The sequence below is a fragment of the Polaribacter filamentus genome (assembly GCF_002943715.1).
Lineage (GTDB): Bacteria > Bacteroidota > Bacteroidia > Flavobacteriales > Flavobacteriaceae > Polaribacter > Polaribacter filamentus.
The window spans coordinates 1,632,699-1,646,051 of record NZ_MQUA01000013.1 but is presented as its reverse complement, the minus strand read 5'-3'; the positions used below and the strand labels follow the sequence as shown (position 1 = coordinate 1,646,051).

The window sequence follows — 13,353 nt, the reverse complement described above, 5'->3', positions numbered from 1 at the left end:
ACAAGAGTATGAAAGAGTAACGATTCATTACTTTTATCTTTGTTTTATATTAACACTCAAATTCAAAAAAAAATGAAAACAAGAAATTTATTTATGGCTGTTGCGATTATCGGACTCTTTGCAACTGCGTCATGTAAAACATCAAAAACTGAAGAAGCTAAAGAAGAAACAGTAACAATGGTTACTGATGTTCCAGAAACAGTTCAAACTCCGAATATTGTGGGTGTTGCTGCTAGTAACGAAAATTTTACAACTTTAGTTGCAGCAGTGAAAGCGGCGGGTTTAGTAGAAACATTAAGTTCAGCAGGTCCATTTACAGTTTTTGCACCAACAAATGCTGCTTTTGCTAAATTATCAGAAGGTACAGTAGCAACTTTGTTACAACCAGAAAATAAAGCAACCTTAACAAGTATTTTAACGTACCACGTTGTTTCAGGAAAATTTGATGCAGCTGCGGTTGTAGAAGCAATAAAAGCAAACAATGGCGCATTTACTGTTACTACAGTTCAAGGTGGTAAATTAGTAGCTTCTTTAATGGAAGGAAATGTAATGTTGAAAGATGAAAAAGGAAATATGTCTACAGTAGTAATTGCAGATGTTGCAGCTTCTAACGGAGTAATTCATGCAATTGATAGTGTTGTGATGCCAAAATAATTAGTATCAGAAATTTAAATCAAAGAAAACCTTCAATAAATTGAAGGTTTTTTTGATTTGTTACATGTTTAAATATCTAGATCTAGTAAATAAACATATGGTAGAAAAAGGTTATGACTTTTGTAATTAGAGTAAAATATCAGTTAATTTTACCCAGTTATCAACTTTGATGCTAAAAAAGCGATCACAAATACTAGTCTAGATGATTTAATGAGCAAGTTAGAAAACAACTTATTCTTCCGAGCAAATCTTCAATTTATTATTAGTATTATAGCCATTTATAAAATTATTAGATACGGTAATAGTCAATTAAAAATTTTAACTTCTTCAAAAGATGACGTAGAAATTATTATTAGTAAAAACAGGGCTACAGATTTTAAGCAATGGTTAAAATAGCTAGAAAATCTAGTTTACTTAAGGGTAATTTTTCCCTTTTAGCATGTATTTTTTCCCTTTCAGTCATTTTGTTAAGGTGAAAATTATTTATTTTTGTAAAACAATTAAAAACCAATTGAAAATGAATATCAATGTAAACAATTTAAAGTTATTTTTAATTTTTGCTTTAATTAGTTGTCTTTTTTCTTGTGAATATCACACAGAAGAGGATATAATTGCCATAGAAATTTCAAATGAGGATGATGGTAATGGCAATAATGAAGGTACTCCTGGCGCAGCAGCAACTTTTTCTGCGAACGTAAAACCTATTATAGATAGTAGATGCGTTAGTTGTCATAATGGAAGTCGTTTTCCAGATTTACGAACTTATGACGGCATTAAAAATAGTGCCGCAATTGTTAAAAGTGAAGTATCAAGTAGATCTATGCCTCAAGGGAGTTCTTTAACAAATGCCCAAATACAAGCAATTGTTAGCTGGGTAGATGACGGAGCTCAAAATAATTAATAAGATGAAAGCGAAAAAAATAATTTTATTTTTATCTATATTGATTTTTCTTGGTGGATTTATTGCTTACAAAATGTATAATAAACCACACGTAAATGTTGGAGAAACTTCTTCTGATGTTACCTTAGAAGCAGCAAAAATTGTTGACGATTTTTCTTCTGATGAAACCTTAGCAAACACAACCTATTTAGATAAAATAGTGCAAGTTTTAGGCATAATTAATAGTATAAAAGCGGAAAATGAAACGGTTATTGTTGCCTTAGCAGGTAATGGTTTTGGTGATGTATTATGTTATTTATCTGAGGAATCAAAAACTAAAGTCAATACGCTAAAAGAGGGACAACAAGTTGCTTTGAAAGGAATCTGTACAGGATTTCTATTAGATGTTGTATTGGTAAAATGTGTACTAATCAACTAAAAAAAACAAATAAAATGAAGATTATTTACACCTTATTTTTTGTCTTATGTATCGCTAATTCGGTTAGTGCGCAAGACAGATTTTTAACCAAAAGTGGAAAAATAACTTTTTTTTCTTCTTCACCAGTGGAAGATATTAAAGCAGAAAATAATCAAGTATTAAGCATTGTAGATTACTCAAATGGAGATATGGCTATTTCTATTTTAATGAAATCATTTCAGTTTGATAAAGCCTTAATGCAAGAACATTTTAATGAGAATTATGTAGAGTCAGATAAATTTCCGAAAGCAACTTTTAAAGGAAAAATTCAAGATTTTGAGAATTCTAAAAACACAGAAAAAGTAACTATTTTAGGAGCAATCACAATTCACGGTGTATCTAAAGAAATTACTATTGAGGCAAATTCAAAAAATACGAAAGACATTATTGCTTTAACGGGAGTGTTTTTTATAAAATTGGCTGATTTTGATATTGCCATTCCTGCAGTAGTCGCTAAAAATATTGCTGAAGAAATTAAAGTTTCTTTTGAGTTTAATCATAAACCATATAAAAAATAAATAATGATAAAGAAATTTTTAGGATTGCTTTTTGTTGGATTATCATTACAATTATCAGCACAAGATTTATTTGATGTTTTAGAAGATGAGGCGCCAAAAACAACTGAAGCGGTAACCGCTACTTTTAAAGGTACAAGAATCGCTAACGGACATTCTATTGAAAATAGAAAGAACAAGGAATTGGAATTTATTATCAGCCACAGATTTGGTAGAGTAAATACAGGTTTTTATGACTTGTTTGGTTTAGATCAATCGAACATACGATTCGCTTTAGAATACGGAATTACTGACGATTTAACTGCTGGCCTTGGAAGAAGTAGTTTTGAGAAAATCTATGATGGGTTTTTAAAATACAAACTAGTAAAACAAAAAACTGGCGCAAAATCATTTCCTATTGCTATTTCACTATTCGGAAGTGCTACTATAAAAACTCAAGAATCTTTTGATCCAAATTTTGATCCTTCCTTTAGCGAACGTTTGGCTTATGTTGGGCAAGTTTTAATTGCAAGAAAATTTAGTCCGTCTTTGTCTTTACAATTAACACCAACTTTTGTCCATAGAAATTCTGTGGTTTTAGATGCAGATCCGCACGATATTTTTGCTTTAGGTTTTGGTGGAAGGGTAAAGTTGGGTAAACGCGTTTCTTTAAATGCGGAATATTACTATGCTTTTGATGAATTAGAATCGTTAACAACTACTAATTCGCTGGCTTTTGGTGTAGATATAGAAACTGGTGGACATGTTTTTCAAATCATCTTATCCAACTCAATTACTATGATAGAAAAGAGTTTTATTACAGAAACTACCGGTAATTTTTTTGGCGGTGATATCCACTTAGGCTTTAATATTTCAAGAACTTTTTAATTTTTTACTGAGATATTTTAATCGTGATATATAATTTTCTCCGTAAAAAAGTCTATAAGTTGCCAATTGTTTTCGATAAATTTCACTTGTAAGTGACTTTTTAATTCAAATAGCAAAGTCTTTATAGTTGGCTGAGGATGTGGTATCATAAAAAGAGAGCTTTATTTTTTTGTCTAAAATATTCTGGATCCGTTTATCTTTTTATTTGTATCTATTAACTTAACTATAAAACTAATTTGCAGCGTATCACTTACAAGGTCTTTTTGCACTTGCTTATAAATTTATTTTAACTCTTTTTTGCCGTACGTTCATTATCCCATGTATTGGTTTAAAGTGCTAAAATTATTCCGATTAGAACAAGTGTAACTTTTTCGATTGGATAGGTAAAATATTTTCCAAACTTATTTTCAGACAGTTTTTTGTCTAATTTTTATAAAGAATTTTATTATTGGTTATCGGTTAGTTATCCCAGAGCGCAACTAATATTAATAAAACGAGCCTAGTAAAAAAGACTTTATTTCAATTCTATTTTAGAATTACTGTTTTCAAAAAGATATAAATAATCATCGGTTTTAAAAACTTTAGTACTAAAACGAGATGTTCTGTTCTTACTCTCTTCTTGTCTTTTTATACTTCTGGCAAAACGTCTAATTTCGCTTTTGGTAGTTAAAATGATACCAGGAATTGACGTGCTTTTTCCATTTTCGTCTTTCGCAACCATCGTAAAATACGAAGAGTTACAATGTTTTTTTTCTCCGGTTCTAATATTTTCAGATTCCACCCTTAAACCAACAACCATAGAAGTTCTTCCCGTAAAATTAATAGAAGCTTTTAAGGTAACTAATTCACCTACTTCAATAGGGTTTAAAAAATCAACCTTATTTACAGAAGCGGTTACACAATAATTTCCAGAGTGTTTAGAAGCGCAAGCAAATGCAATTTGATCCATCATGTTTAAAATATGACCTCCATGTATCTTGCCGCTAAAGTTAGAATGAGAGGGTAACATTAACTGGGTTATTGTTACTTGAGATTCATTAATATGTTTAAATTCTTCTTTTGTTCTTGGCATGATTCAAAAATACAAATCTTTTTTTCCGAAATGTTTTTTAATCGAATAAAAAAGTAAGATGTTCAAGTAAAATAATTCCTTTATTAAAGATAATTTTCCCTTTAAGCTTGTTTTTATTTTAGAATTCTCTCAAAAGTATTTTATTTGTAATGAAATTAATAACGAATTTCATTATCTTTAGAAAATGCTTTCAAAATAATTACGACAAAGAATTAAACAATTAAAATCTTTAAATTATGATTAAAAAATTACTTTTTATTACTTTATTTTTTGCTTCAGTAACTCTTGTTGCGCAAACGAATACCATAACTATAGAATGGAGATTTAATTCAATTCCTACAGCTTCTGGTGATGCAAAATCAAGTAGAACCATTGAAGTAGGTGATACTGTTATTTGGCGATGGATTGGCGATGATAGCCACAATGTTATAAGTAAGGAAGGCTCAAATGAAAGTTTTGAAAGCTCATATTCTTCTACTAGTGGGTTTAAATTCTCAAAAACTTTTACAAGTGTAGGAACAAATGATTATGTATGTTCTCCCCATTCAAGTATTATGTTTGGAACGATCTCTGTTGTTGCAGAAGGCACTTTAAGTATTGATACTTTTGATGCATTAGGTACTATTAATATGTATCCAAATCCAACGAACGCTAACCTTACAATAGATTTTCAAATTCAAGATATTGAAAAGCTAAATGTTAAAGTTTTTAATTTATTAGGTAAAGAAATGTTAACGAAGCAAATTTCTAAAAATGATTCTTCTGTAAAAGTTTCAAATCTAAATGATGGTATTTATATTGTAAGAATTACCTCTTTAAATGGTCAAAATTCAATTACAAAACGTTTTGTAAAAAACTAATTTGTAAGTATTAACTCATAGATTTAAAATTTTATTTTAAGTCTTTTACTAAATCTTTGTTTTTTTAATCCGATTTTTATATAAAAAATACCTTTTAAAAATCACAAAGATTTATATTTGTAAAAAGCTTTTTTATGAATTATATTTTATTTGATGGCGATGTTAGAAAATCGTTATTGCCCTTTACATATACAAAACCAGTTGCAGATTTAAGAGTAGGTATTCTAACCATTAGAGAAAAATGGGAAAAATATTTGGGCGCAACAACTACCACTGTTACAGAAGAATATTTAGAAGAAAAATATCCAATGGTTGAGTTGGAAGAGAATATTTTGATAAACGCTTCCTTTTGTCCTACAAACAGTTTGGTAGAAAAAGTAAAAAATTTATCAAAAAATGAAGCTATTTTTAAAGGGGAAGATGTAATTGCTTTTTTTACTTCGGATACTCAAGAAGAAATAAATTTTGATGAGTATACACAAATAGAATTTGATGAAGATATTCTTCAAATTAAAAATACCTGGGATATTTTTTCATTAAATGATAAAGCTATTCAGCAAGATTTCGACCTAATTACAGAAGGTAGAACATCACAACCAATTCCGGAAGGAACTAGATTCTTGAACAAAGAAAATATTTTTATAGAGCAAGGAGCAGAAATTACTTTTGCAACTTTAAATGCAACTGATGGCCCAATTTATATAGGTAAAGATGCAGTTATTATGGAAGGTTGTGTAGTTAGAGGTGCTTTAGCTATGTGTGAACATTCTGTATTAAAAATGGGCGCAAAAATATATGGAGCAACTACTCTAGGCCCTTATTGTAAAGTAGGAGGTGAGGTAAGTAATTCTGTTTTATTCGGATATTCGAGTAAAGGCCACGAAGGATATTTAGGAAATTCAGTTTTAGGTGAGTGGTGTAATTTAGGTGCAGACACAAACAATTCTAATCTAAAAAATAATTATGCTGAAGTTAAATTATGGGATTATGAAACTAGACGCTTTGCAAAAACAGGACTTCAATTTTGCGGTTTAATGATGGGAGATCACTCTAAATGCGGAATTAACACTATGTTTAATACAGGCACGGTTATTGGCGTTTCTGCAAATATTTTTGGAACCGGATTTCCAAGAAACTTTATCCCTTCTTTTAGTTGGGGAGGAGCTTCTGGGTTTACAGAATACAAAACTGATAAAGTTTTTGAAGTTGCAACTATCGTAATGAAACGTAAAAATATTGTTTTTGATGAAGTTGAACAACGAATTTTAGAAAACGTTTTTGAAGAAACGAAACAATATAGAAATTACTAGCTTATAATATCATTTAGAAAATGATTACAAAGTAAAAAACCATCTCATTTGAGATGGTTTTTTAAGTTATAAAATAATTTTAATTTAGAATTGTCTCTTCTCTTGGTAAGAGATTAGCAGTTATACAGCGTGTTTATGAGCTTTGTAAGACGACCGCACTAATGGGCCACTTTCTACATACATAAAGCCCATTTCTAAACCAATCGTTTCGTATTTTTTAAATTGCTCTGGAGTTATAAACTCTTTTACAGGTAAATGTTTTTTTGAGGGTTGTAAATATTGACCAATAGTTAAAACGTCTAAATTTACAGCTTGTAAGTCTTTCATTGTTTGTAAAACTTCTTCCTCGGTTTCACCTAAACCAAGCATTAAACCTGTTTTTGTGCGCATTCCTTTTTCTTTTAGGTATTTTAAAACACCTAAACTTCTATCGTATTTTGCTTGAATCCTTACTTCACGTGTTAATCTTCTTACAGTTTCCATATTATGAGAAACCACTTCTGGATGCACTTCAATAATTCTGTCAATTTGATTTGTATTTCCTTGAAAATCAGGAATTAATGTTTCTAATGTTGTAGTTGGATTTGCTCTACGGATTGCATCCACAGTTTCTGCCCAAATAATAGAACCACCATCTTTTAAATCATCTCTATCTACAGATGTAATTACAGCATGTTTAATGCTCATAATTTTTATAGAACGTGCCACTTTTTCAGGTTCGTCCCATTCAACCGTTTCAGGTCTTCCGGTTTTTACACCACAAAATCCGCAAGAACGCGTACAAATATTTCCAAGAATCATAAATGTTGCAGTTCCTTCTCCCCAACATTCGCCCATGTTTGGGCAGCTTCCACTTGCACAAATTGTGTTTAGTTTGTATTTATCAACCAAACTTCTTAGTTCTGTGTATTTTTTACCAACAGGTAATTTTACACGAAGCCATTTTGGTTTGCTTAGTCTTTCGGTAGGAATTATTACAGATTCTATTGCCATTTTATATCTTAATTTAATTACAAATTTACGAAGAAAATAAGGAATGAAATATGTTAAAAGATATAGAATTTAGATTGATTTACTTTTTTTAGATAAGTCAGTTTTAATTTTAAAATTTCTGCTTTTTTTTTGTAATCTAGAGGGTTAAACAGATTGTTGAATTTCTTTTATTTCTGATTGTGAATTTTCTTATGCGATACTCAACAATCTTTTTGCTGATGCGTGAAATTGATTCATATCTTTCAATTCGTAAAAACCACCAAATAAACCTGCTTTAAAATCATCTCAATCAGAGACAATAGATCTAAATACAAAAAACGAGCTAACAAAAAGAACTACTCGCCATCTCATTTTTTTTTTCATTAGGGTCCGATTAAAAATAGTTTAGTTTGATAGCCCCTTTTTAAATAAGAGGTTATATTCATTTTGTAAATGAAAACTCGCTTTTTCAAAACAATTTCATCGAAATAAAGGATACAATTTCATTTTAAGTTTTATCTGTTTGTTAGATAGTTGCAATCAATTATTGTTTCTTGTTTCTATAAGTGAAGCGTTATTGAGTCTTTTATTGAACAACATTTTTTATTATTATAAATACCTTAAATGTTTTATAAACTCATTAAAAACCAAACACTAAATCCGATTAAAAAAATAATACCAAGAACACTTAGTATTTTTAAATAAATGCTTGGTTGGTATCCTTTTGGGGTGTGCTTTCCTGTGATTAAAACATAGTTTAGAATAGCATAAAAAGGTGCCGTTAAAAAAGATAGAATTGTTGCAATCTTTATCAAAACACCCATATTACCTATAAAAAATTGAAGAATAATAAATGTGCCAAGAAATAAAAAAATAATCCAAAACCAATAATTGAGTTTTGTTTCTTTATCAAACAATAAATTTGTTGTTTTTGTCATTGCTCTTGGGGAAGCATCTAACGTTGTAATTGTAGTGCTAAACATTGTTGTAAAGGCCGCAATAGCAATAAAAATATATGAAAATTCGCCTAAATTTTTTGTGTATAAAGTAATTAGTTGCGATGCAAATTCACCTCCGTTATTAGAAAAAGTTTCACCTGAATTATGCATGACTAGAGCACCTAAAAGCACAAAACAAATCCCTAAAAAAAAAGTACTAAAATAGCCCACATTAAAATCAAAAATAGCCTCTTTTGGTTTTATTTTAGCTTCACTGTTTTTATCCTTTTCAACAGACCAAATTGAATGCCAAATAGAAACGTCTAAAGGAGCAGGCATCCATCCTAAAAAAGCAATTAAAAATGTAATTTCTATAGTTCCTGATGGTAAAATTTGATTCATATCAAAAGGTTCCTTTGTGCTAAATAAAGCTACCGAAACTGCAATGATGGTGCTTATAGTTAAGATGATAATAATGTATTTCATTAAATTATCTAACAATTTATATTTCCCAACCATTAAAATAAACATACTAATTGCCATTAAAACTGTTGACCAAATAACTAAATTATTTGTGAACCCAAAAAGTTGTGAGGCCAAACCAGCAGTTACTATAGTAACTGCAGCTTGTATGGTAAACATGGTGGCGAAATTTAATAGATAATAAATAACCAAAACACTTTTGCCAATTTTTTTGTAACCATCTAACAACGTTTCTCCTGTTGCAGCCGCATAGCGGGGACCAAATTGAAAAAAAGGGTATTTAAAAAGATGTACCAATAACAAAGCCCAAAGCAAACCTGTTCCAAATTCTGCACCCGCTTTTGTAGATTGCACTAAATGAGAAACACCAATTGCCGCACCTGCAAATAGCAAACCAGGTCCTAAAGAATTTGAGAATGATTTTTTCATTTTTTAATTCCTCTTAATAATTTCAGATAACAGTTTTTTAGCACGCAAAAGTTTTACTTTTACATTGCTTATGGGCTCATTAATTTGTTTAGAAATCTCTTTATAAGTCAGTTCTTGAAAGTAACGCAATTGAATGACTTCTTGGTATTTAGGTTTTAATTTTTTAATGTCTTTTAATAGATTTGCCAAATTTTGCTCTCCAATAATTTTGTCTTCTGGAGTCGGGTTTTCATCTGCAATTAAATACACTTTTTCTTCTTGTCTTTTTGTAGTTTCAATAGAGATAGAAGCATTTTTTTTACGCAATAGGTCTATGTGAACATTTTTAGAAATGGTAATTAACCATGTTTTAAAAACGTACTTTTCATCAAAAGTATGTATTTTATCAAAAGCCTTAGAAAATGTTTGAATGGCAATATCTTCAGCATCATTTTCGCTTTTTGTTCTTTTTAATTGATAATTGTAAACGGCTGCCCAATATTTCTCTAATAAAAATCTAAATGCTCCTTGATTTCCTTCTTTAGCTTTAGAAATATTTAGTTCAAGTATTTTATCGTTTATTTCCAATGGGATGGTTTTGAAGTCAAATTAGCAATAAATATACTAATTTGAAACAATATTAAACCAATTTCTAAAAAAGGTAAGAAAAAAATAATTTGAGGCTCTTTAAGTTTTTTGGCGGAATACCCTATAAGAATATAGTTTACAATAAAGTAAAGTAGAACGATTGATAGTATTATTTTATAGGGATAAGTGAAAAATAAAATGATTGCAAACACATAAAAAAGGGTTTTTGTGAAAGCGAATAGGTTTAATAATAAACGATGTTTGTATTTATACTTTTTTTTGATGTAGGCTGCTTCTTTCTTATCATAAAACCATTTAGAAAATGATGTAGGCGCATCTGTCTCAATAAAACTATTTTCTGATAAACAAAAAGTTGTATTCTCTTTATTTGCAGCGTCTTTAATGAATAAGTCTTCTAAACCAGCATTTATTTTCATGTGATTTATAAAACCGTTTACCTTAAAAAAAGTTGCTTTATTAAAAGCTAAATTACCTTCAAAGGCCATAAAAGGAGAGCCTTTTTGAACAAAACCAAAGCATTTTATTGCAGTAAGTGAGTTTTCAAAACGAACGAAAAGATTAATAAAAGAGTTTTCTTTCCTATATTTTTTATACCCTAATACAATTGTTTTTTTAGAAGTGAAATTTCTACTCATTTCACTAATCCAATTTTTGGAGACCGGCTTGCAATTGGCATTTGTAAATAACAAATGATCGTATTTAGAAGCTTTAATACCTAATGTTAGTGCGTATTTTTTACTTGCCCAAAAAGCTTCATTATTTTCAACCTCTACAACTTTTATACAAGTATGTTTTTCTGAAAAGGATTCAATAATATCATTTGTTTCATCCGAAGAAGCATTATTAATTAAGACAATTTCGAACATAGAATGCTCTTGGTCTAAAATTGATGGAAGTAATTTTAGTAAATTTTCGCCTTGATCTTTACTGAAAATTATTACAGAAATCGGAATTTCTGTTTTGTTTTTTCTACCGTATTTTGATTTAGAAAGAAATGAAAAAAAAGTAACTAAATATATTATTTGAAGTACTGTACATGCCACAAAAACGCAGAAAATTACAGATAAAACCATTCGTTTTTATAGAATTAATTATGTTGTGGTTCTGCACAACTATCAAACTTATCTGGAGTTTTTCCACAAAAACCACAAGCCTCTCCGTTTTCATTTAGCATTGGGTTTTGGCTTGCGCAAGTACCTGCAAATTTGCCATCTTTTTTCGCCCAAATTTTAATAGCAATTCCTGCAACCGCAAGTGCTAATAAACCCAAAGTAAGAAATAATAATTTCATAAAAAATAATTAGACTGTAAAGATATGAATTACTTCATTTATTTTTGATGAAATCAAGGAATATATAGATATAATGATATAAGTTTAGACTATTTTATTTTTTAAAAAGCATATCTTATATTTTGGATATTGTTTTGTAATTTCACATTTTACAAGTAAATAATGAATCTAAATTTTTTATAAAGTAATATTGTAAAATGCTTCCTCACGAATTAAATATAAACTACAACTATAGTCTTGAAAGATTCTAAAAACATAGATATTTTTTTATGGTCAAAATTAAAGGAAGGTAATACCTCCGCAATTGGCGATTTATACAATAACTATGTACATGAATTATTTAGATACGGCATTCAATTTACCACGGATAAAACAGAAGTGATGGATAGTATTCACGATCTTTTTTTGAACTTATACAAGTATCGAAAAAAGTTGGCGGATACCAATAATGTTCAGTATTATTTAATGAGATGTTTAAAAAATGAAATTTTAAAAAAGTCTAAAAATAAAGTCTTCAAAAATTCATCTCCTTTAGATGAAAATATGCAAAGTAATCAATTTTGTACCTCTATTGAAGACACATTAATTGCCGAAGAAATAAGTAATGACAAGATTTTTCATTTAAATACAGCGCTTAATTCTTTAAGTAAAAAGCAAAGACATGTTTTGTTTTTAAAGTTTAATGAAGAGAAAAATTACAATGAAATTGCTACCATTTTAGGGGTCTCAATTGAAACTTCAAGAACCATAATTTATAGAGCTATTAAAAAGCTAAGAAAGAACATGTTAACTTTTATTTTAGTTTTTAGTAACTTTTTTAAGAAAAACTGTCTATACAATTTACTTTTCTCACTTATTCAAATAGTAACCAAGTTGAAATGCACTGTTAAACTGCAAACTTGTGTTTAAAAACAATCAATAATGTATCAAAAATCAAATAAAAAAATCAATTTTGAAAATATTTCTGAGGATGAGAAATTAATTCTGGGAAATAGAATTAAACATTCCATACAAAGCTATAAAAGTAGAAAACAAAAATATACATATTATTTGCTTTTTGCAGCCGCTTCTGTAGTTTTAATTTTTTCAGTGGTTACTTATTCCTCTTTAAATGAAAACCATTCTACTATCGAAAAATTTGCGGAATCTGTTAAAAATCAAAAAAATAAGAACGAAGTTGAACTGATTTTAAATGGTGATAAAAACATCAAAGTGAAAGAATCAGATTCTATAATTTCGTATTCTTATTTAGGTAAAAAAGTTTCTATTGGCGCATCTGAAACCATTGAGCAAGAAATTACAAATAAAAATGAAATTACGTTTAATACACTGCTTGTTCCTTATGGTAAGCGAAAAGAAATCATTTTGTCTGACGGAACTAAAGTGTGGCTAAACTCAGGATCTAAACTAATTTTTCCAGCTTATTTTTCTGAGAATAAACGAGAAGTTTATTTAGAAGGAGAAGCTATTTTTGAAGTTGCACACAATGCAGAAAAACCATTTTTTGTAAAAGCATCTCAATATAATGTAGAGGTTTTAGGGACTGTTTTTAATATAAGTAATTATAAAGATGACAATGCAATTAGAACTGTTTTAAAATCTGGAAGTGTAAAAATAAACTATGAAAACAGTAGTTTGTTTAGCCGCACTGAGAATATAAAAATTGCGCCAGGAACTTTAGCTGTTTATCATAAAAATGATAAGGAAATTACGACAGAAGAAGTACATGTTGATAAATATTTTTCTTGGAGAGAGGGTGTTTTTATTTTTAAGAATGATTCTTTAGCTTCTATTATGAAAAAGCTTTCTAGATATTATGATTTAGAAATTATCATTAATGATAAAAATTTAGCGAAGCATACCTTTTCTGGTTATTTAGATGTAAAAGAGAATATAAACCAGATTATGACTACAATTATTACTGCAGAAAATTCATCATTTAAGTATGAGATAACAACGGATAGAAAACTAATTATTAACTAATTACTGATAAAATGAAATAAACAAAATAAAAGG

General features: G+C 29.0%; 16 protein-coding genes. 10 read left to right on the top strand and 6 right to left on the bottom strand.

Annotated features, from left to right (window positions below; all coding sequences use genetic code 11):
- Positions 1-72 precede the first annotated feature (72 nt).
- The 6 genes from BST83_RS09850 (at position 73) to BST83_RS09825 (ending at position 3,394) form a co-directional block, all read left to right on the top strand.
- Complete coding sequence (locus tag BST83_RS09850; RefSeq protein WP_104809637.1) at positions 73-654, top strand: fasciclin domain-containing protein; 582 nt, start codon at positions 73-75, stop codon at positions 652-654.
- Between the two features lie 159 nt (positions 655-813).
- Positions 814-1,050, top strand: coding sequence for a LytTR family transcriptional regulator DNA-binding domain-containing protein (locus tag BST83_RS09845; protein ID WP_302849484.1), 237 nt, complete (start codon positions 814-816; stop codon positions 1,048-1,050).
- Positions 1,051-1,171: 121 nt separating this feature from the next.
- Positions 1,172-1,555, top strand: a complete 384-nt coding sequence (locus BST83_RS09840; protein ID WP_104809635.1) for a hypothetical protein — start codon at positions 1,172-1,174, stop codon at positions 1,553-1,555.
- A 4-nt stretch (positions 1,556-1,559) separates the two neighbouring features.
- The gene (locus BST83_RS09835) at positions 1,560-1,973 is read left to right on the top strand and encodes an OB-fold protein (RefSeq protein ID WP_104809634.1); all 414 of its coding nucleotides are present in this window, start codon (positions 1,560-1,562) and stop codon (positions 1,971-1,973) included.
- Between the two features lie 14 nt (positions 1,974-1,987).
- Positions 1,988-2,530: a YceI family protein gene (locus BST83_RS09830; RefSeq protein WP_104810839.1), complete on the top strand. Its 543-nt coding sequence runs from the start codon at positions 1,988-1,990 to the stop codon at positions 2,528-2,530.
- 3 nt (positions 2,531-2,533) lie between these two features.
- A complete protein-coding gene (locus BST83_RS09825; protein ID WP_104809633.1) occupies positions 2,534-3,394 on the top strand; it encodes a DUF5777 family beta-barrel protein in 861 nt (286 codons plus the stop codon).
- A gap of 514 nt (positions 3,395-3,908) precedes the next feature.
- On the opposite strand, the gene BST83_RS09820 is transcribed toward BST83_RS09825, so the two are convergent.
- Positions 3,909-4,466, bottom strand: coding sequence for an acyl-CoA thioesterase (locus BST83_RS09820; protein WP_104809632.1), 558 nt, complete (start codon positions 4,464-4,466; stop codon positions 3,909-3,911).
- Positions 4,467-4,702: 236 nt separating this feature from the next.
- On the opposite strand from BST83_RS09820, the gene BST83_RS09815 reads away from it, so the two are divergent.
- Both BST83_RS09815 and BST83_RS09810 read left to right on the top strand, forming a co-directional pair.
- On the top strand, positions 4,703-5,326 hold the full coding sequence (locus BST83_RS09815) for a T9SS type A sorting domain-containing protein (RefSeq protein WP_104809631.1): 624 nt from the start codon (positions 4,703-4,705) through the stop codon (positions 5,324-5,326).
- Between the two features lie 134 nt (positions 5,327-5,460).
- Positions 5,461-6,636: a GlmU family protein gene (locus BST83_RS09810; protein WP_104809630.1), complete on the top strand. Its 1,176-nt coding sequence runs from the start codon at positions 5,461-5,463 to the stop codon at positions 6,634-6,636.
- 120 nt (positions 6,637-6,756) lie between these two features.
- Here BST83_RS09810 and lipA read toward each other — a convergent pair whose 3' ends face one another.
- The 5 genes from lipA to BST83_RS09785 all read right to left on the bottom strand — a co-directional run bounded on the left by lipA (position 6,757) and on the right by BST83_RS09785 (position 11,337).
- Positions 6,757-7,629 (bottom strand): lipoyl synthase, encoded by an 873-nt coding sequence (gene lipA / locus BST83_RS09805; RefSeq protein ID WP_104809629.1) that lies wholly within the window; start codon positions 7,627-7,629, stop codon positions 6,757-6,759.
- A gap of 608 nt (positions 7,630-8,237) precedes the next feature.
- Positions 8,238-9,458, bottom strand: coding sequence for an NRAMP family divalent metal transporter (locus tag BST83_RS09800; protein WP_104809628.1), 1,221 nt, complete (start codon positions 9,456-9,458; stop codon positions 8,238-8,240).
- Between the two features lie 3 nt (positions 9,459-9,461).
- A complete protein-coding gene (locus BST83_RS09795) occupies positions 9,462-10,025 on the bottom strand; it encodes an RNA polymerase sigma factor (protein ID WP_104809627.1) in 564 nt (187 codons plus the stop codon).
- Entirely contained in the window at positions 10,016-11,119 is a 1,104-nt protein-coding gene (locus BST83_RS09790; RefSeq protein WP_104809626.1) for a glycosyltransferase, read from the bottom strand. The genes BST83_RS09795 and BST83_RS09790 overlap by 10 nt, the downstream gene beginning before the upstream one ends.
- 14 nt (positions 11,120-11,133) lie before the next feature.
- Positions 11,134-11,337: a membrane or secreted protein gene (locus BST83_RS09785; protein WP_104809625.1), complete on the bottom strand. Its 204-nt coding sequence runs from the start codon at positions 11,335-11,337 to the stop codon at positions 11,134-11,136.
- A 237-nt stretch (positions 11,338-11,574) separates the two neighbouring features.
- Between BST83_RS09785 and BST83_RS09780 the strand changes: the two genes are divergently transcribed.
- Together BST83_RS09780 and BST83_RS09775 are read left to right on the top strand one after the other, a co-directional pair.
- Positions 11,575-12,246, top strand: coding sequence for an RNA polymerase sigma factor (locus BST83_RS09780; RefSeq protein WP_170062769.1), 672 nt, complete (start codon positions 11,575-11,577; stop codon positions 12,244-12,246).
- 12 nt (positions 12,247-12,258) lie between these two features.
- Complete coding sequence (locus tag BST83_RS09775; RefSeq protein WP_104809623.1) at positions 12,259-13,320, top strand: FecR family protein; 1,062 nt, start codon at positions 12,259-12,261, stop codon at positions 13,318-13,320.
- Positions 13,321-13,353 lie beyond the last annotated feature (33 nt).